Genomic DNA, 20,256 nt, shown 5'->3' on the forward strand with positions numbered 1-20,256 from the left:
GGTCGGGCACGGCCGACGCGGTGGCGGCCGCCTGGAGCACCAGGGCCCGGCCCAGTTCCAGGGCGGCCACGGCCTCGTGCACCCGCCCGCAGACGAGCGCCCAGCGGGCGGCCCGCAGCCCGCGGCTCGCCCCGGAACGGGCCGCCAGCAGGCCGTGCTCCGCGCCCGTCTGGAGCAGCACGTCGGCGGCCAGCGCGGTCAGCGCCTCCTGGGCGGCGTCCACACAGACGGTGTCCCGCGCGTCCTCCCTGAGCACCCTGCGCAGGTGGTACGCCTCGGCCAGGCGCCACAGCGCGTCGGCGGCGATGCGCTGTCCCCGGCCCTGCCGGACCTCGTCGCGGACGCGCTCCAGCACGCGGATCAGGGCGTCGAGGGTGGCGGGGTCGCGGGTGTGGGCGAGGCGCATGCCGAGGGAGGCCGCGTGGGCGTCCAGCTCCTCCGCCGAGGCGCCCTCGGCAGGCTCGGGCGGAAGCTCCTCGGGCACCGCCGCCCGCTCGCCGGTGAGGCCGGCCCGGATCAGGCCGAGGTCCGGCAACGGCGTGTCCGGCACGGGCGGCCCCCCGCCGGCGAACGGCAGCCCGCTCTCCTTGGCTCCGGTGATGCCCTGCTCGGTGTAGGGCAGGGACCGCAGGATCATCTCCTTGTCCTGGGTGACGGTGCCCAGCCGGCCGTAGGCGGCGCCGAGGCAGGAGGCCACGGCGAAGCGGAACGGATGCCCCTCGGGCACCGACCGCTCCAGCGCCTCGGCCTCCGCCACCAGCTCCCGGAGCCGTACGACGTCCTCCGTCTCGCCGGCTGCGAGGATCCGGCTGAACGTCGCGAACGCGCGGCCCAGGACGGAGGGGTCGCCCACTCCCGGGGGCGGCGACTCGGCGATGCGGTCCAGGTGCGCCACGACCGCGTCGAGGTGGGCGCGGCCCGCCGAACGGTCCTGGAAGGTACCGCCGACGGCGGGGCTGACGGCGAGCAACAGGGCCCGCAGGCTCTCCATCGCGGACGTGGCGTCCACCCCGGGCAACGGCATGTCCTGCACGGAACGCAGCGTGCCGAGCAGCCGGTTGAGCCCCTCGGGCTCCCCCCGCCGCAACACGTCGTCGAGCCCGGCCGTGGTCTCCCCCACGGCATCCAACGCACCGAGGAGCCGGTGGAGGTCGTCGGTGGTGAGCGGGGGCGGTGTCGGCGGAGGCGAGGGTGAGGCGGGTTCGGCGCCGTCCTGACCGCCCCCAGGGTCCGACGCCGGACGGGCCCTAGGGACCTGGGCCGATCCGCGCCCGTCGTCCGCCCCAGGTTCGGGTACTGGGTGACGCCCAGGAACCTCGCCCGTTACAGGCTCTGGACCGGAGCCACCCCCCGAGACCTCACCCGCCCCGGCGACCGCCGTCGGACCACGCCCGGGAACCTCACCCGCCCCGCGCTCAGCAGCCGGTGCGCGCCCCGAGGCTGCGTCCGCCCCGGAGGCCGACTCCGGACGGCGCCCAGAGTCCCCGCCCGACCCCGACCCCGTCCCTGGCGGCGACGCCGGGCGCGGTCCCTGGGCGTCCGTGCGGTTGCCCGTGAGGTCCGCCGGACGGCGGTGATCCCGTGACGGCCGGCCCTGCCCGGGAGCCACACGGGCGTTGCCCGACGGCGCCTCGTCGCCCGACGAAGCCGCGTCGCCCGAAGAAGCCTCGTCGCCCGGCGGAGCCGCGTGGCCCCGCGTCGGAGACGGACGCGGGGCCGACAGCCGTTCCGTCATCCGGCGCAGCTGTTCGGCCAACGGCGTCCCGGCGGGCGCCATGCCGGTCAGCAGGTCGCCGAGCCCGGCACCGGCGGGACCCCCGAGCCCGCCCCCGGCGGGAGCCGCGAGCAGCCCCCGCATGCGGCGCAGGTCATCGAGGAACGGCGGGGGCAACGGCAGGTGCGTCACCTCAGCCGTCAGCGCCTCGACCTCCGCCGCCGCGGCCGCCATCCCCGCGGGCCCCACCCGCGCGACCCACTCCAGCAGGGCCGGGAGGCCGGGCGCCGCCCCCGTCCCCCCGGGCCCCGGACTCAGCGGCATCACGTGCGGCAGCAGGAACAGCGCCGCCCACCCCCGGTCCTCGTCGCTCACCGCCGCGCCCAGCGCCGTCCCCCGGTCCCGGGCGTCCCGCAGCAGCCGCTCCGCCCGCTCCCGGTCCGCGGGCGCCCCGCCCCCGGCGGCGTGCCGCAGGGTCAGCGCGCCGGCCAGCCACACGCTCACCGCACCGCGCAGGGCGGGGTCGTGGTCCAGGAGCCGGGACAGGCCGTCGAGTTCGGCGACCGTCGCGTCGTAGGCCGACAACGGCGACGTACCCGATCCGGTCCCCGCGCCGGGCACCAGTCGCCGTGCCCGCTCCACCGCGTCCGCCGCCCAGGCCCGCAGGCCCAGCACGCCGCCGGTCTCCTCGTCGCCCACCGCCACCCGCCTCACCGCCTGCCTCGTCCACGGAAGGGGCCGGGCCCCCACCGTGCCGGTCCGTACTATGCCGACCCGTCAGGGCGCCCCGTGGCCGTTCCGCCCGTTTCCCGTGCTCAACGCCCGGAATCCGCCCGGGAAGCGCCCAGATCGGCGCGCATCTCGCGCCGCATCTCCCGCAGCCGCTCCCACAGCGCGTCGACGCCCGCCTGCGCGGCGGCGGGCGAGTCCCCCGGCCGCGGTACGCCGTCGTCCAGTCGCCGCACCATGCCGTACACGACACCCAGCCGGTGGCTCACCTCCCCGGCGTACGCGAGCACCCGCTGCGGCAGCCGCATCTGGGCCTCCGCGTACACGTCCCGGTACTGGTCGCGCGCCCCGGTCAGCCGCTGCCGCGCGGCGGGCAGTTCATCGGCCCGGCCCAGCGCGTGCAACTGGTCCGTGAGCGCGGCGAGATACTGCCGGCCCGCGGTGTTGAGCGCCACGTAGCACGACCGCAGTTCCTGGACCTGACCGCGCCGTTCCCGCAGCTCCTCGGCGCGCTCCAGCTCGCGCTGCCGGCTGCGGTCCGCCGCCCGCTGGGTCAGCAGCGCGGACAGCAGCGTTCCGACGACTCCCACGACCGCGGCGACCGGCGCGGTCGCCTCCCCGAAATCCACGTCGCCTCCTCCCCCGCTCTCGTCCACGACCAGCGAAGCAGCAGGTCACCCGCCCGGTGAACCCCCGGCCCGGACGACGACCGGTGTTCGCCCGGCCGCCGACCACCTCGGCCACCGGTGGCCGGACGCGCGGGGCGAGGGCGGTCCGGGGCGCCTCCTGGCCGATTTCCGGGCGCCTCCCGGGAGTTGGCGCCATCGCCGTATCGGAAGACCCGCTGCCGGGCCATCATGAGGCCACGGGGGCCGATGAGCCGGCGGGTACCGGTCCGGTACCGGTCCCGTCGGCGGACAGGGGGCGGGCGAGCATGGTGAACGACGAGGCGGACGGCGGCGTCCGGGGACTGCGGCTCTGGGCGGACGACGCGATCGAGCGTGCGGCCCGGTTGATCGCCCGCTCGGGCGAAGGGACCGTATCGCCCACGGACTTCGACGCCCCCGTGGCCGAACTGTCCGGGCTGCGCGGCCTCCTGGACCACGACCGGCCGCTCCTCGGCGCGGTCACCGTACGGCTCGGCTGCCTGCTCGCCATCCGGTACGCCACCGGCAACGGCACCCCGGAGGACCGCGAGCGTGCGCGACGCCTGCTGCACGAGGCACGGGACCCCTCGACGCCCGCGGGCGAGGCGGTGACGGCGCAGGACCGGCAGATGGCGGCGCTGCTCCTGATGACCGTGTCGGGCTCGTCCGTGCCCCTCGGCACTCCGGGGGCGGCCCCGGACTTCTGGCACGTCTTCGACCGGGCACAGCAGATGGGGTCGGTCCCGGCCGCCGAGGAAGCGGCGGAGCTCGCCGCGCTGGCCGCGGAGGCCGCCGCGGCCGGACCCCTGCCGCTGCCACCGGAGTTGCTGGAACAGCTCACGCTGGCGCAGAACATGCTCACCCATCCGGCACTGACCGACCTGTCCGACCCGGAGGCGCTGCTGGCCATGCTGCCCGACGGCTTCCCGTTCGCCGATCAGCTCCGGATGCTCGTGGACCTGGCGAAGGACCTCCCCGACACCCCCGCGGACCCCGCGAAGCCGCCACGCCCCGACGGCGAGGACGACAGCGACGACGACACGGTCACCGCCTCGTGGCTGGCCGCGATGTTCGGCACCACGGACGCCCTCCGCACGGGCGACCCGGAGCAGGTCAGCCGGCTGCTCAAGCGGCTCGGCGCGGACCTGGACCGCCTGCCGGAGGGGCACGACCGGGCCCCCGAGATCGAGAACCTGATGCGGCTGGTGCTTCAGACGGGGATGCCGCTGAGCGGCGGTCACCAGGACACCGACGCCGCCCGCGACCACGCCCAGCGGATCACCGAGCACTTCGAGCGGCAGGCGGCGTCCGACCCGGCCGCCGCCGGACTCGTCGTCGGCAACCGGGCGATGAACCTCCTCGGCCGCGTACGGGAGGCCGAGGATGCGGAGTCCGCGGAGGACCTCGCGGCGCTCGTGGACGAACTCGAGTCCCTGGAGCGTTCCGTGCCGGACGGCGACCCGTTCCGCCCGCTGGTGCGGCTGGCCCTCGGCAGCGCGCTGACCAGCCTCGGCGCGTCCACCCGCGACACGGGGGCGCTGCTGCGCGGGTTCACCGCGCAGGAGGAGACGCTGAACGCGATGACCACCGCGTCCCTCGGCGTCCCGGAGGCGCTGGCCGACGCGCTCCGGGACACGCTGCGCACCGCCCGGGCCCTCGTGGGCGACGCCCCGGACCTGATGCCGGAGTACACCCCTCCCGGCGAGGACGCCTCCACCGAGACCCGCTACCTCTCCGCCCTGGCGGCGACGATGCGGCACTCACTGACCCGTGACCCGGCCGACCTGGACGCCGCCATCGGCGAACTGGGGCGGGTCCGCGACCGCGTCCGGCAGGGCCGGTCGCCGCAGATCGCCGCCCCCGCACTGTGGCAGCTCGCGGAGAACCACCGCCTGCGCCTCGAACGCACCCAGGACCCCGCCGACCGCGACGCCGCCACGAACGCGGCGCTGGAGTCCCTCCAGGCGCTCGCCGGTGACGTCGTCCTCCAGGACGGCCCCGACCACGGTCTGCTCACCGCCCGGTCCGGAGCCGACCGCGGCATCCGCGCCGCGATCTGGGCCGCGACCCAGGGCCGCGTCGAGGAGGCCGTGGCCGCGCTCGAACTGGGCCGGGCCCTGGTGCTCCAGGCGGCGTCCACCTCGCGGGCCGTGCCCGAGCTGCTGGAGGCCCGGGGGCACCACGACCTCGCCCGGGAGTGGCGGGCGGCGGGCGCCGCACCCGACGGCGGGCAGCCCGGCGCGCTCCCCCGCGAACTGCCCAGCTCGCTGCGCCGCCGCGCGCTGGAGGCCCTGGGCCACCGGGAGCCGGGCGGCGCGCTGTTCCGCACGCCCACGGTCGAGGAGCTCAAGGCCGGTGTCGCGGAGGGCGACGCGGACGCGCTGGTCTACCTGCTGGCGGGCGAGGGCGGCCTGCCGGGCATGGCGATCGTGGTGGGCCCGGACACCGGCACCGGCGTGCGGGCCCTGCCCCTGCTCTCCGGCGAGCACAGCGGGCCCCTGGAGCGGTACATCGACGCGGCCGCCCGGCACCAGGCGAGCCCCGGGGACGCGGCGGCCACCGAAGCCTGGGAGGACGCTCTCTCCGAACTCTGCGACTGGGCGACCGGCGCGATGGTCGCGCCCGTCATGAGCGGTCTCGCGGAACGGCTCGCCGCCAACGAGGACCGGCGCAGGGACCGTCCCGGCCCGCCCAGGATCGTGCTGGTGCCGTGCGGGCGCCTCGGCATCGTCCCGTGGCACGCGGCGCGGTTTCCGGCCGGGGCGCCGCACACGTACGCCTGCGAGGCGATCGTGTTCAGTTACGCCGCGTCCGGCCGGCAGTTCCTGGACACGGTCCGCCGCGCCCGGCGGGACCCGGGCGCGGACGCCGTCCTCGTGGCGGATCCGAGCCTGAGCCTGCCGTACGCCGACCTGGAGGTGACGGCCCTCAGGCGCTCCCTCTATCCCGGAGCGCGGCTGTACGGGGAGCTGTACGCACCGCCGGTCGAGCCGGAGGGCGCCGGCACTCCGGACGACCTCGTCGGCGTGCTCGCCGGTACGCCGTCGCTGCTCCACGTCGCCTGCCACGGCTCGGCCGGCCCGAGCCCGACGGCGTCCGCGCTGCAACTGGCGTACCCGGAGGACACCGCCGAACCGCGACCCGGCCTGCTGACGGTCTCCCGGCTGCTCGGCCACCGGGCGGGCGAGGAGGGCGTGGCGGGCGAACGGGGCACCGCGGACGGCCCGTTGATCGTGCTCAGTGCGTGCGAGACGGATCTGAGCCGGCGCGACCACGACGAGGCGCTCACCCTGACGACCGCGTTCGTGGCGGGCGGTGCGCGGGACGTGGTGGGCTCGCGCTGGGCCACCCGGGACGCGGCCTCGGCGCTGATGATGGCCGTGTTCCACCACCACGTGGCCGCCGAGGGCCGCAGTCCGGTCGACGCGCTGCGGGCCGCGCAGATGTGGATGCTCGACCCGCACCGCACGGCCCCAGGGACGCTCGGCGGCGATCTGCTGGACGAGCTGGCCAAGGGCCCGGTGCTGGACCGCCCGGCGGCCTGGGCCGCCTTCATCCACCAGGGTCACCCGGGCCCCGCCGAGAGCCGCCGCTGAGAGCCGCCGCGCCGGGGCCGCGTCAGTCCAGGCAGAACTCGTTGCCCTCGGGGTCGGTCATCACGATGAAGCCCGTGCTCAAGGGGGGTTCGGGCTCGAAGCGGCGCACCCGCTTGGCTCCCAGCGCGACGAGCCGCTCGCACTCGGCCTCCAGGGCCGCCATCCGCTCCTCCCCCTGGAGCCCGGGGGCCGCCCGGACGTCGAGGTGAACCCGGTTCTTGGCGGTCTTGCCCTCCGGGACCTGCTGGAAGAACACCCGCGGGCCGTTCCCGTCCGGGTCCTCGATGGCCGATCTGCTGTTGCGCTGCTCCTCCGGCACGCCGATGCGCGCGAGGAAGTCGTCCCAGGCGGCCAGCGGGTCGCCGCCCTCGGGCACGTCGACTCCGGGCGGGCCGGGGTGCACATAGCCCAGGGCGTCGCGCCAGAAGCTCGACAGGGCCCGGGGGTCGTGGGCGTCGAAGGTGACCTGGAAGTCACGGCTCATCGGGGTGCTCCGTTCGCGAGGAGGGTCGGATCGAGTGCGTCGGTGTCCATCGCGCCCACCCTGACACCCCATGAGGTCGGATTCCGACCGCATTCCCCGACGGCGACACGAAAAGACCCGGTCGAACCCGCCCACGACAGCGCTGCCGACGTCGGCACCGACGTCGGCTCCGGCGTTGGCCAGAGTAAAGGTGATCGACAGAGAGGTCTAGACCCCTTACGTCTTACGAATCCCCCTCGCGTCACCCCATCATCGTGAGAACAAAGCCCGTTGCTGGTCCAGACCATGCTTGGAGATCTCATGGGAAGACGCGCGAACGCCGTAGCGACGATCGGCACGATCTTCGCACTCGCAAGCACTATGACGTTCGAGGCGCTGCCGGCCGCCGCCGCTCCGGACACCGCTCCGCGCCCGGCGTCCGGGACGTCCGCGGTGCCGCCGGTGTCGCCGACCCCGCAGTCCCTCGCCCGCACGGGCCGGGACGCCGCCGTGACCGGACGGGTGCTCGTCGTCGCCGGCAAGGACACGGACGCCGCCGCCCGCACCCGCCTCGTGACGGAACTGAAGGCGCACGGCGCCGCCCGGGTGGACGTCGTCGCCCCCGGGAGGCTCCCCGCGGCCGCCGCCGGCCTGCTGACCGTGCGCCTCGGCCCGGCGACCCGCCCCGACATCGCGGCAGCGCTCGGGGGCACGGCCGTACCGGACCGTGCCGAGGGCTACGCCCTGCACGTCTCGGGCGCGAAGCCGGGCGCGCGGGTCACCCTCGCCGGCCAGGACGCGGCCGGCCAGTTCTACGCCGTGCAGACCCTGCGTCAGCTCTTCGTCCGCGCGGGCCGCGACTGGGCGGTGGCGGGCGTGCGGGTCAGCGACTTCCCGTCGATGCCGCTGCGGGGCACCATCGAGGGCTTCTACGGACAGCCGTGGACCCACGCGGAGCGCCTGGACCAGATGGACTTCTACGGCGACGTCAAGGCCAACACCTACATCTACGCCCCCAAGGACGACCCCTACCACCGGGGCAAGTGGCGCGAGCCCTACCCGGCGGACAAGCTCACGGAACTGGGCGAGCTGGTGAACCGGGCCACGGCCAACCACGTGCGCTTCACCTTCGCCGTCTCCCCCGGCGAGTCGATCTGCTACTCCGACCCGGCCGACCGCACGGCCCTCAAGGCCAAGCTCCAGGCGCTGTACGACCTGGGCACCCGCGCGTTCTCCATCCCGCTGGACGACATCAGCTACACCCGCTGGAACTGCGAGGGCGACCGGGCGGCGTTCGGCGAGCCCGGCCGTGAGGCCGCCGCGAAGGCGCAGGTCGACCTGCTCAACGACGTGCAGCGCACCTTCGTCGCCACCCACGAGGGCACGCAGCCGCTCCAGATGGTGCCCACCGAGTACGGGGACCTCACCGACACCGCCTACAAGCAGACGATGCGCGCCACCCTGGACCCGGCCGTCGTGGTGATGTGGACCGGCACGGACGTCGTACCGCCGAAGATCACCGTCGACGAGGCCGACCAGGTGTCGAAGCTCTTCGGGCGCAAGGTCTTCGTGTGGGACAACTATCCCGTCAACGACTTCGGCAACACCAGCGGCCGGCTGCTGCTCGCGCCGTACGACAAGCGCGAGGCCGGACTGTCCTCGCACCTGTCGGGCATCGTGGCCAACCCGATGAACCAGCCGTACGCCAGCAAGGTCGCGGTCTTCGGGACCGCCGACTTCACCTGGAACGACCGCGCCTACGACGCGCGGACGAGCTGGCCGCGCGCCATGGCGTACCTCGCGGGCGGCGACCGCAGGGCGACCGACGCGCTGCTCGTCCTCGGCGACCTGGAGCACATGGCCCCGACCTTCGGCGCCACGCCCTGGCAGCCGCAGGCACCCGAACTGGCCCGGCGCGTCGAGCAGTTCTGGACGGCCTGGGACGCGGGGGACCGCGCCAAGGCCCTCACGGCCCTGCGCTCCTACGCCAGGGCCGTCGCTCAGGCCCCGGCGGTGATCCGGGGCGGAGCGGTGGAGAAGGGCTTCACCGTCGACGCGGCCCCCTGGCTGGACGCCACCGAGCTGTGGGGCGGGGCGATGGTGAAGACGCTCGACGCCCTCGCGGCCCGGCAGGCCGGGAACGAAGCCGCTTCCGCCCGCCTCCTCGCCGAGTCGAACGACCTCCAGCAGCGGGCCCGCGCCGTCCGGGTCGACCCGCCGCGCAACTCCTGGGGCAAGGTGCAGCCCAAGGTCGGTGACGGAGTGCTGGACGCCTTCCTCGTGCAGGCCGACGTCCGGCTCCAGCTGTGGGACGCCGCGGGCGGCGGGGAGAACCTGGCCCTGAAGGGCACGGCGTCCGCGTCCAGCGTGGAGCAGAACCTCGACCGACTGGCCCCGCGCCATGTCAACGACGGCCTGCTGGGCACCCGTTGGGCCTCCGGCTACTCGGACGACGCGTGGGTGCAGGTCGAGCTCGCCGCCCCGGCGAGGGTCGCGGCGGTGACCCTCGCGTGGGAGAGCGCGTGCGCGAAGCAGTACACCGTCCAGACCTCGCAGGACGGCACCCACTGGACCACCGTCTCCACGCAGCGCCCCGAGACCTGCGGCAACGACGTCGTCCGGCTCCCCGCCACGGAGCCGGTGCGCTACGTCCGCATGCAGGGCGTGGAGCGCAGCACCACGTGGGGCTACTCGATCCACGAACTGGGCGTCTACGGAGCCTCGGCGTCCTGAGGCCCGACGCCCGCCCCGTCGCCCCGGTCTCGTGGGCGACGGGGCGGCCCGCACGCCCAGGCCCCCTCCGGCCGCTCAGGCCTGGGCGGAGGCGCTGAACGGCCGGGCCGTATCCTGAGGACGGCGACGCAGGCACCGCCGACGCGTCGCAGCCGCCCGTCACAGCCGGGCGCCACCCCACTCCGGGCACCAGCTGCCCGGCACAGGAACGGGAGTTGACCGGTGATCAGTCTGGCCGCAGTGGGGGGCGTGGCCCTGATCGAACTGGGCATGGCCCTGACCCCGGGACCGAACATGATCCACCTCGCCTCCCGCGCGATCACCCAGGGCCGCAGGGCGGGCCTGGTCAGCCTGAGCGGGACCGCGGTGGGCTTCCTGTGCTATCTGCTGGCCGCGGCGGCGGGACTGTCCGCGTTGTTCGCCGCCGTGCCGCTGGCGTTCACGGTGGTCAAACTCGCCGGGGCCGCCTACCTGGCGTACCTGGCCTGGGGAATGCTCAAGCCCGGCGGCCGCTCACCCTTCGCTCCGGCCCAGGACCTGCCTCCGGTCTCCGACGCCCGCCTGTTCTCGATGGGGCTCCTGACCAACCTGCTCAACCCCAAGATCGCCCTCATGTACGCCGCTCTGCTGCCCCAGTTCATGGACCCGCACTCAGGCCCGGACTGGGCGCAACTGCTCCAGCTGGGTGGTGTGCAGATCGTCGTGGGGATCTCCGTGAACGCCCTGATCATGCTGGGCGCGGCCCGGGTGTCGGGGTTCCTGACCGCCCGGCCCCGCGTGATGACCGCACAGCGGTTCACGTCGGGCGGCCTGCTCGGCGTCTTCGCGCTGCGCACCGCCCTGTCCCGCACGCCGGCCTCGGCCTGAGCCATGAGGAATGGCGGTGCGGACATCGCGACGCCCTGCTAGCGTCTGCGGCATGAAGCGCGCTGCCATGACGACGACGCCGGAGAGTGTCCCGGCGCGCTGACAGACGACCTGATCCGAAGCCCCGGGGCAAGTGCCCCGGGGCTTCGGCGTAGGCCCGGTCACTTGCCCCGCAACCAGCAGGGAGACCGCGATGACCACCGCGCACGACCACCGCAGGCTCGGCCGTGAACTGGGCCTGTTCGACACCGACCCGCTGATCGGCGCCGGCCTGCCGTACTGGCTGCCCGACGGCGCGGCCGTGCGGCACAGCCTGGAGGAGTACATCCGCACCGCCGAGCGGCGGGCGGGCTACCAGCACGTGTACTCACCGGTCCTCGGCAAGCGGGAGCTGTACGAGATCTCGGGCCACTGGGCGCACTACAGCGACGACATGTTCCCCCCGATGGACGTCGGCGGCGAGCAGGTCGTCCTGCGGCCGAGCCTGTGCCCCCATCACGCGGTGATCTACCGCTACCGCTCCCACAGCTACCGCGAACTGCCCCTGCGCATGGCCGAGCTGGGAGGCATGTACCGCTCCGAACTGTCCGGCGTGCTCGGCGGGCTGACCCGGGTACGGGCGATCCAGCTCAACGACGCGCACATCTTCTGCACCCTGGAGCAGGTCGCCGAGGAGGCGCGGGCGGCTCTGGACATGATCCGCAGGGCGTACGAAGCACTCGGCATCACCCCGGCCCGCTACCGGCTTTCCCTCCCGGGCCCCGGCGGCAAGTACGTCGCCGCGCCGGAGAAGTGGCGCCGGTCCACCGCCCTGCTGACCGACGTCCTCGACCGCTCCGGCCTGCCCTACGAGGCGGCCGAGGGAGAGGCCGCCTTCTACGGACCCAAGATCGACGTGCAGGTCACCGACGGCGCCGGCCGGGAGTCCACCCTGTCCACCGTCCAGGTCGACTTCCACCAGCCCGAGCGGTTCGACCTGCACTACATCGGCGCGGACGGCGCCAGGCACCGCCCGGTCATGGTCCACCGCAGCATCATCGGCAGTGTGGAACGCGCCGTCGCCCACCTCATCGAACAGCACGGCGGCGCCTTCCCCGCCTGGCTCGCCCCCACCCAGCTGGTCATCCTCCCGATCTCCGACAGCGAACTGCCGAACGCCACCAACCTCGCCCGACGCTGCGCCGATCTCGGGCTGCGTGCCCGGATCGCGGGACCGGACCGCGGCAGCCTGGGCGCCCGCATCCGAGAGGCCCGCCTGGTGCCCTACCAGGCCGTCATCGGCGCCAAGGAGGCCACTGACGACCACGTCGCCCTGCGCCTGCGCGACGGACGCCGACTCGCCCCACAGCCGACCGATGACGCACTCACCCACATCAGCACCCTCATCGGCGCCCACAGCACCGCCCTGTGGACCGACACCGCCTCGTAGCAGGGCCGACACGAGGCGAAGCTGCGTACGGAGCTGGGCGACGCCCAGACGGAGAGCATGCTCCAGGAGGCACACGCGCGGGGCCCGAGCCTCCCCGAACGGCAGGCGCTCGTCGTTACATTGAGGCGCCCCCAGAGCTGAAGGAGAGAACCGCATGTGTCGTCGTGCCGCCGTCTTCGGAGCCGGCTCCTGGGGGACCGCGTTCGCCCTCGTGCTCGCCGACGCCGGATGCGAGGTCACGCTGTGGGGGCGTCGGGCGGCGCTCGTGCACGCCATCAACGCCACGCACAGCAACCCCGACTACCTGCCCGATGTCACCCTGCCGGCGAAGGTGCGGGCGACCACCGACCCGGCCGAGGCGGCGCGCGAGGCCGACATCGCGGTCCTCGCGGTGTCTGCCCAGCACGTGCGCCGGCTGCTGGAGGAGTGGGCCGGACAGTGGCGTTCCGGCACGGTGTTCGTGTCCCTGATGAAAGGAGTGGAGCTGGACAGCGGCAAGCTGATGAGCGAGGTCGTCGCCGAGACGACGGGCGCGCCGCCCTCGCGGATCGCCGTGGTGTCCGGCCCGAATCTGGCGGCCGAGATCGTCGCCCGCAAGCCGGCCGCGAGCGTCGTGGCCTGCGCCGACGCGGCGACCGCCGAGCTGGTCCAAACCGCCTGCCACACGCGGTACTTCCGGCCGTACACCAACACGGACGTCATCGGCTGCGAGCTGGGCCGCGCCGTCAAGAACGTCATCGCCCTGCCCGTGGGGATCACGGACGGCATGGGGCTGGGTGACAACGCGAAGGCCTCGCTGGTCACTCGCGGGCCGGCCGAGACGACCAGGCTGGGTGTCGCCATGGGCGCGGAACCGCTGACCCTGGCGGGGCTGGCCGGCATGGGTGATCTGGTGGCCACCTGTGCCTCGACGCTGTCGCGGAACCACTCGTTCGGCCACCGGATCGGTTCGGGCATGACGGTGGCCCAGTCCCGGGAGGCGAGCACGCAGACCGCGGAGGGGGTCGCCTCCTGTCTGGCCGTCCGCGGCCTCGCCGAGCGGTACGGAGTGGAGATGCCCATCACGCGGACCGTGGTCGGCATCATCCACCGCGGCCAGAACCCGGAGGTTGCCGTGCGGGCCCTCATGTCCCGCGCCCCCAAGCCCGAGGCAGCTCCGCGCAGCCGGCCTGCACGCGTCCAGGAGGACCGATGACCACTCACGCCGTACGACTGGAGTGTGCCGGTGCGACCGTCACCGTCGACTCCGCCGAACAGGCCGTCTGCCGCTGGGTGGAGCGCTACTTCGGCGCCTGGTGGAGAGCGGCCGAGGTGGATCCGGCCGGTGTCTGTGCCAGGCCCCTGGTCAGCGCCGTCGTGGACACCGAGCAGTACGACGCGGCGGCGCTCGCCGTGACGCAGGTGCCGCATGCGAGCACCGTCTACGCGCGAGCCCGGATGCTCCTCGCGCGGGACGCCTCGGCCGGCGTGATCCGGGCCGTTTCGCCGGAGGAAGGGCTGGCCTACCGGTCGGAGCCGGGTGCGGGGAAGCTGGACGTCGTCGGCAGGGACGCCGGATCCGTGGCGACGGCGACCGCGCGTCTCGCCCGTGAGGTGATGCGCGGCGCCCTGCTGCGGGACGGCTGGGCCGTACTCCACGCCTCCGCGGTCGTCCAGGACGGCCGCACGCTGCTGGCGTTCGGCGGCAAGGGCGCGGGCAAGACGACGACCGCACTGGCTCTCGCGAGCCGTCACCGGTTCGGACTGCTCGCCAACGACCGCGTGTTCGTCCGGCCCGACAGCGCCGGCGGCGTCACCGTACTGCCGTGGCCGTCGGCCGCCGCGGTCGGGCTCGGCCTGCTGGAGGCGCTCGGCTGGTCCGGGATCGCCCGCGAGCGCCTGCGGAGCGGCGACGCCCTCCACCCGACGCAGGACCGGCGCGTGACCGACGCCCTTCTCGCCGGAGACCGGACGCCGCTGTGGGAACGCGGCAGGGAGCTGAAGGCGCAGGTGTGGCCGGACCAGTTCACCAGCTGGTTCGGGGTGCCCCTGGCCACCGAGGGCGAGGCCGCCGCGCTGCTGTTCCCCCGCGTCGAGGCCGGCGCCGACCCGGCCGTCGAGGACTCGGACCGCCGGCTCGGCGACGCGGACTTCATGAGCGGGGCGACCGAGGACCGCTACCCCGACGTTCTCGGACTGGTGGGTGTGGACGGGGGCGGCGGTGAAGCGACGCGCCGGGAGGTCGCCCGGCGCCTGGCCGGGCTGCCCCGTCACTCGGTGGTCCTCGGCCACGATGCCGCAGCGAACGCCGACTTCCTCGCGGAGGTCACTGCGCGCGTGTGATCCCAGGACGGGAAACGCATCCGGGCGGCGCCCGCGCCGACCGCGTGGGCGCCGCCCGGAGCGACGTCGAGGGCAAGGAAAGCGAAGGAACTTGATTTCAGAAAGGAAGGGAGAAGGAAGCCCCTTCATGGCCTTGCCGTGGGCAACGCTAGCACTCAGTCCGGGATCAGGTCGCGCAGGTTTTCGAGAGTGACGACCCGGGAGTCCGGGTGCAGTCCCTCGGGGCGTTCGAGACCGATGTACGTCACGGGCTCGTCCGGGACCGGCTTGCCGTCCCACAGGTCCACGGCCGTGGCGCGGCCGGACATCAGGCCGGTCAGGTACCGCACCGTCAGGTACTCGCGTTCCACGGCGGCGCGCACCACCTTGGACACCGACAGCTGGTTCTCCTCGACCCGGTTGGCCGAGGAGACGCCCCGCAGATACAGGTGCAGCCACTTCGCGCGCCACCGGCCGTCGTCCTCACGCCGGAACACCAGCGGCAGCGCCACCCGGCCCGTGCCGCGCAGGTCCGACTTCGTCCGCACCGTGCGCGGCTCGTACGGCCGGCCCTTCTGCTCGCCGTCCCGCAGCATGAAACCGAAGAACGACTCCTCGACCTCGTCGAAGCCCTCACCGGCGAAGATGTTGACCTGCGGAACGATGAAGGTGCTGCGTACCCGTGCCAGGTCCAGCTCGATGAACTCCGAGGCCCCGTCGGGCGCCTCGGTGACATCCCCCGAGTGCACCCCTCCGACGGTCTTGAGCGAGGTGTACGAGACCCAGGAGTCGGTGCTGTAGTCGGTGTGGAGGAGCAGCGCCGAGAGGTCGTAGTCGGTCCGCTCCTCGGTCTCCTTCCAGTACACGAAGAAGCGCAGCCGTTCGCCGTCGACCGCCGAGGCCGAGCCCCGGGGCAGCACGCCGAGCCCCGCCGCGGCCGCCCTGCCGCTGAGCGGGAGCGCCACGTCGAGGACCTCGGGGTCGAGCAGCAGCCGGCCCGGTGCGGGGAGTCTGCGGGCCATGTCGGCGTCGAGGGCGGCGATCAGGCGGTCGCGGTCGGCGGCGGGCACCGGTGGCCGGTCGTCGGGGGCGACCCATCCGCGGCCCCGTCGGTTGACGAAGACCCGGGGTTCGCCGCTCGCCCGCTCCCGGTTCTGGAAGTGCTCGCGGACCGACAGCACGACCCGGCCGGAGACCTGGGGAGCGACCCGTACCGCGGCGGCCACCACCTCGTCCCGCTCCTCCTGGCCGGCGGCGATGCGCAGCAGGAGGTCCAGGGCCCGGAACAGCTTGCCGGGCGCGGACTCCAGCAGCCGCACCGCGCCGCGTATGTCGTAGTCGTCGAGCAGCATCTCGACGCGGCTGTCGAGGGACCGTGCCACCTTCTCCCCGCGTGCCACGGCGAACACGTCGGCCGCGTGCGGCCAGCGCGGGTACTCGTGCGGGTGGAGCCGCTCACCGAGCCGCTTGAAGGGCTCGCGGTGCGCGTGCACGTCGGCCAGTTTGGCGGGGTTCGCCGCGATCACGGCGTCGAGGCCCGCGAGCAGTGCGCGGCGGACCGGCCGCGGCAGGGCCCGGAAGCGGGTCGGCTCCTGAAGGGTCACGTCGCCACCCGACAGTGCGCAGGCCAGCCGCAGCACGTCGGTGACGGTGTCAAGGAGCAGGTCCGCGCCGGCCATGAGGCGCGCCTCGTTGACGACCGCCCGGTTCTCCCTGACCGGGATCGACTCCGGCTGGGGCCCGAGCGCGCACCGCTGGGCGAGGGTCTTGAGGTCGTTCAGGTGGTCCTCGCCCAGTGGCGTCGTGCTGCCCGCCAGGGCCAGATACAGGGCCGTGAGTTCGTCGTCCAGGTCCCGCCCGAGGTGCAGGACGGTCACCCGGTCGCCCGCCGAGGCGATCAGCTCGTCCTGCGCCGCGAGCAGTTCCTCGTAGGTGTGCTGGTAGCGGCCGTACGTGGGGAGGCTGAGCAGGTCCAGCACTCCGTGCGCCAGTTGCGTCAGCACGCTCGTGCGGGACGCGTCGTCGCCGAGCGCCTTCACCACGCACCGCATCCAGAACTCCTCGGTGTCCGGCACGTTCGCCGGGAAGTCGATGAAGTACGCGTTGTGCCGGACGTGGTCGCCCACCATCTCGCTCACCGTGCGCAGCGTCCGCCTGGCCGTGTGCAGGACCGCGGCCTCGGACAGTCCGGACAGCCGCTCCAGCAGCTCGGTGGAGAGCTTGAAGCCCACGGTTGCCAGCGTCGCGTCGAACTGCCGTGCGGCAGTGGCGCCTTCCCCGGCGGAGCCCTCGGGGAGGGGAATGCGGTGGGTGTGCCGGATGACCAGTGACTCGAGACCGTGCGCCATTCGGGGATGATCGCAGAGGTGTACGAATCGGCGCACGGGAGTTTCCCTGCGCTTCCCCGGCACACCGCCAGGTGAGGCTCCGGCACTGCGGGGACATACCTGGCATAAGGTGACCGAGGCCGTATGTGTCCTCATAAGCGGCGGTGCGGGAGACGCGTGATGAGCGAAGAGACGCAGTGCCTGTCGAGCGGGATCGGACTCGACGTGTTCGATCCGGCCCCCGTGGGCGTCCTCCTCGCCCGCGGGCCCGACCACCGCATCGTCTACATCAACACGCTCTACCGGCAGACCTTCGGCGACCGCCCGCTCGGCCGGTCCCTGCGGGAGGCCTTCCCCGACCTGGCGCAGACCGGCTACTTCGAGATCCTCGACCGCGTGTTCGCCACCGGCCGCGCCGAACGGGTCTCCACCGCTCCCGTCGACGTGACCTATCCGGGCGAGGCCCACGGCGTCACGCGCTACTTCGACTTCAGCATCTCCCGGTCGGCGTTCGCCGCGGGGGAGCACGGCGTACTGGCCGTCATCGTCGAGGTCACCGAGCAGGTCGAGGCCGCCGAACGCATCCGGGTCCTGGCCGAGGAGCGCCGCCGCGCCCTGCTGCGCTACCGCAGCCTGGTCAACGCCGGATCCCAGATGGTGTGGGTGACCGCACCCGAGGGCGGCGTGATCGAGCCCAGCCCCGGCTGGCAGCGGGTGACCGGGCAGACCTGGGAGGAGTTCCGCGGCAACGGCTGGCTCGACGCCGTCCACCCCGACGACCGCGAGGCCATCGTCCGGGAGTGGAACCGCGCCCTGGCCGACGTCCCCACCGACTTCACCCACGTCTACCGGCTCCGGCTGGCCGGCGGCGGCTACCGCCACTTCTCCATCTACGCGGCGCCCGTGCGCGACGGCGACACCGTCGTCGAATGGGTCGGCACCTGCGCCGACATCGAGCAGCAGTGGCAGGCCGACCGCCGCGACCACCTGCTCGCCCGCGCCGCGGCCGCCACGGCCGACACGGTGCGGCTCCAGGAGATGCTGGACGCCCTCAGCCATGTGATCGTGCCCGACGTCGCCGACGCCTGCCGCGTCTACCTCCTGCCGCAGACCCTGGACCGCCCCGCCGGGGGCGCGCTCACCGCCGAACGCGTCGTCGCCCTCACCCGCCCCGGCATGCCCGACCTGCCCCCGCACCGCGAGGAGCATCTGCGGCCCGACAGCCCGCTCGCCCGCGCCATCGAGCAGGGCAGCCCCCTGTACGCGGCGTTCCCACCGGGCGAGCCGCCGCCGGACCTGGCGGGGCCCGAGGACGCGCCGTGGCTGTCGGGCGGCGTCAACAGCATCGTCCTGCTCCCCGTCGTCGTGGACGGCGCCACCGCCGCCCTGTTCACCGCGTCCGTCAGCGACGACCGGCCACCGCTCGGCCGCCCCGAGCTGGACCTGCTGCGCGATCTGGTCGAGCAGACGCACGCGCCGCTGCGCAGTGCCCTGGAGTACCAGCGCACCCGGCAGGTCGCCCTCGCCCTCCAGCGCAGCCTGCTGACCGCGCCGCCCGAGGTGCCGGGCCTGGACATCGCCGTGCGCTACCGGCCCAGTACGGTCGGCGCCGAGGTCGGCGGCGACTGGTACGACTCCTTCGTCCTGCGCGACGGCGCGGTCGTCCTGACCATCGGCGACGTCGCCGGGCACGATCTGCCGGCCGCCGTCACCATGAGCCAGTTGCGCAACATGCTGCGCGGGCTCGCCCTGGACCGGGAGGAGCCCACCGGGGAGATCCTGCACCGCCTGGACATCTCCGTGCAGACCCTCTACCCGGAGGGGACGGCCACCTGCATCCTGGCCCGCGTGGAGCAGCCCGGCCCCGGCGCCTTCCGCCTCCAGTACTCCGTCGCCGGCCACCCTCCCCCGCTCCTCGTCGCCCCCGACGGCACCGCGGGCTTCCTGACCGACGCCCGCGACCCCCTCATCGGCCTGGTGCCGGACCCCCGCTACACCAGCGCCCAGCAACCGCTGCCGCCGGGCTCCACGCTGCTCTTCTACACCGACGGCCTGGTGGAACGCCGCGACGAGGACCTCCAGCAGGGGCTGGAACGGCTGCGCCGTGCGGCGTCGCAGGCCGCGGGGCAGCCCCTGGAGACCCTGTGCGACGACCTCCTGGTCGCCCTCCTCCCCGAGGGCGGCACGGACGACGTGGCGATGCTGGCCCTGCGGGTGCTCAGAGCATGATGAGCAGCCGGGTCTGCGGCTTGAGCTTCCTGTTCACCGAGCGGCTCTGCACGTACACCTCCAGCTTGGGGTTGTTGCCGGCCTTCACGGACACGGTCCCCTGGACGCCCGTGCCGAACAGGAGGCTGCGGGCCGCGTCGCCCGTGTAGGCGCGGTCGGTGTCCTTCTCGACGACGATGACCTCCTTGTTGGGCTGGACCAGGGCGCGGGCGCCCAACTGGTAGTAGCAGGCGCCGCGTTCGTAGGTGACGCCCGGGTGCGAGTTGACGAAGGGGCGGATCTCGATCTCCTTGTCGACCTTGAGGAGCCGGTACTTGTCGGCCGGGATCGGTTCGAGGTTGGCCCGTACGTCGTCGACGGATATGTCCTGGCCGACGGCGAACAGGTTCTTCGTGCCGCGCACGCCCTGCTCGCGTCCCCGCAGGAAGCTGGTGGCGGCGGCCCGCACGGTGCCGATGGCCTCCTCGACGCCCTTCTGCGAGTCCGCGTCCCAGATGGCGATGTTGCCGGCCGGGAAGCCGTAGTTCTGCGCGGTGCGCTTGGCCAGCGAGTTCGGGACGAGGATCGCGGACGTCCAGTGGCCCGGGAGTCCGTTCATCTTCGCCGTGATCCTGTCGAGCCAGGGGCCGAGGATGGACATGTCGCCGTCGTGGCGCCGGTCGCCGCCGGAGGCGTTCTCCTCGCCGTCCGTCACGACGATCTGGAGGAAGCTGTGCTCGCCGTACTCCTCCCAGATGTGCCCCAGGTCGTCCAGGGACTTCAGGGAGGCCTCGATCAGGGCCGTGGCGCCGTTGTTGACCTTGTAGAGGCCCCGCATGGACGGCAGGTGCTTCACGTCCATGTCCCAGACCAGGTTCTCCACCCGGTGGTCGAAGGAGTAGAGGCTGATCCGGGTCTCATGGCCGAGGCTGTCCGACTCGGCCTTCAGACCGGCCACGAACTCGTCGACGACGCGGACGAGTTGGCTCTGGTGCTGATACATGGAACCCGAACAGTCCACGACCAGCGCGACGTGATTCACCTTGTGCTGGATCCTGTTGGCGGACATGGTTCTGCTCCTTCTGCGAGGCTCCCCGACTGATGCTCGAACACTAGGCCGGGGCACTGACAACGCCGTCCTGCCTCGGAACTACGGCCCGGCCAGTGCCGGACACGACGTCCGAACCTGGCCAATGTCCGCCACTCCCAGTGCGGTTGACGTGCTCTGACCTATGCTCGTCC

The 20,256-nt window shown here is 73.7% G+C and carries 11 protein-coding genes and 1 pseudogene; 7 read left to right on the forward strand and 5 right to left on the reverse strand.

The window, feature by feature from the left end; genetic code table 11:
• Together GTW67_RS25935 and GTW67_RS25940 are read right to left on the reverse strand one after the other, a co-directional pair.
• A pseudogene (locus GTW67_RS25935) lies at positions 1-2,413 on the reverse strand (CHAT domain-containing protein); the annotation flags it as partial.
• Positions 2,414-2,529: 116 nt separating this feature from the next.
• Positions 2,530-3,072 (reverse strand): hypothetical protein, encoded by a 543-nt coding sequence (locus GTW67_RS25940; RefSeq protein ID WP_161167203.1) that lies wholly within the window; start codon positions 3,070-3,072, stop codon positions 2,530-2,532.
• Positions 3,073-3,377: 305 nt separating this feature from the next.
• Here GTW67_RS25940 and GTW67_RS25945 point away from each other — a divergent pair, with 305 nt between their 5' ends.
• Positions 3,378-6,686: a CHAT domain-containing protein gene (locus GTW67_RS25945; RefSeq protein WP_161167204.1), complete on the forward strand. Its 3,309-nt coding sequence runs from the start codon at positions 3,378-3,380 to the stop codon at positions 6,684-6,686.
• 22 nt (positions 6,687-6,708) lie between these two features.
• Here the strand turns inward: GTW67_RS25945 and GTW67_RS25950 are convergent, their stop codons facing one another.
• Entirely contained in the window at positions 6,709-7,170 is a 462-nt protein-coding gene (locus GTW67_RS25950; RefSeq protein WP_161167205.1) for a VOC family protein, read from the reverse strand.
• Between the two features lie 360 nt (positions 7,171-7,530).
• Between GTW67_RS25950 and GTW67_RS25955 the strand changes: the two genes are divergently transcribed.
• From GTW67_RS25955 to GTW67_RS25975, 5 genes are all read left to right on the forward strand, one after another.
• Positions 7,531-9,882, forward strand: coding sequence for a glycoside hydrolase family 84 protein (locus GTW67_RS25955; protein WP_237519032.1), 2,352 nt, complete (start codon positions 7,531-7,533; stop codon positions 9,880-9,882).
• A gap of 222 nt (positions 9,883-10,104) precedes the next feature.
• The gene (locus GTW67_RS25960; protein ID WP_161167206.1) at positions 10,105-10,749 is read left to right on the forward strand and encodes a LysE family transporter; all 645 of its coding nucleotides are present in this window, start codon (positions 10,105-10,107) and stop codon (positions 10,747-10,749) included.
• Positions 10,750-10,942: 193 nt separating this feature from the next.
• Positions 10,943-12,178 (forward strand): threonine--tRNA ligase, encoded by a 1,236-nt coding sequence (gene thrS, locus GTW67_RS25965; RefSeq protein ID WP_161167207.1) that lies wholly within the window; start codon positions 10,943-10,945, stop codon positions 12,176-12,178.
• 154 nt (positions 12,179-12,332) lie between these two features.
• On the forward strand, positions 12,333-13,373 hold the full coding sequence (locus GTW67_RS25970; protein WP_161167208.1) for an NAD(P)H-dependent glycerol-3-phosphate dehydrogenase: 1,041 nt from the start codon (positions 12,333-12,335) through the stop codon (positions 13,371-13,373).
• Positions 13,370-14,500 carry a phosphoenolpyruvate carboxykinase (ATP) gene (locus GTW67_RS25975; protein WP_161167209.1) on the forward strand — a complete coding sequence of 377 codons (1,131 nt, stop codon included), beginning with the start codon at positions 13,370-13,372 and terminating at the stop codon, positions 14,498-14,500. The genes GTW67_RS25970 and GTW67_RS25975 overlap by 4 nt, the downstream gene beginning before the upstream one ends.
• A gap of 155 nt (positions 14,501-14,655) precedes the next feature.
• On the opposite strand, the gene GTW67_RS25980 is transcribed toward GTW67_RS25975, so the two are convergent.
• Positions 14,656-16,827: a TerD family protein gene (locus GTW67_RS25980; protein WP_161167210.1), complete on the reverse strand. Its 2,172-nt coding sequence runs from the start codon at positions 16,825-16,827 to the stop codon at positions 14,656-14,658.
• A 159-nt stretch (positions 16,828-16,986) separates the two neighbouring features.
• Between GTW67_RS25980 and GTW67_RS25985 the strand changes: the two genes are divergently transcribed.
• Entirely contained in the window at positions 16,987-19,035 is a 2,049-nt protein-coding gene (locus tag GTW67_RS25985; protein WP_202437704.1) for a SpoIIE family protein phosphatase, read from the forward strand.
• Here the strand turns inward: GTW67_RS25985 and GTW67_RS25990 are convergent.
• A complete protein-coding gene (locus GTW67_RS25990; RefSeq protein ID WP_161167211.1) occupies positions 19,025-20,083 on the reverse strand; it encodes a vWA domain-containing protein in 1,059 nt (352 codons plus the stop codon). The genes GTW67_RS25985 and GTW67_RS25990 overlap by 11 nt on opposite strands.
• Positions 20,084-20,256: the final 173 nt, after the last annotated feature.

This window comes from Streptomyces sp. SID5910 (assembly GCF_009862125.1).
In the GTDB taxonomy this organism is placed as follows: Bacteria; Actinomycetota; Actinomycetes; order Streptomycetales; family Streptomycetaceae; genus Streptomyces.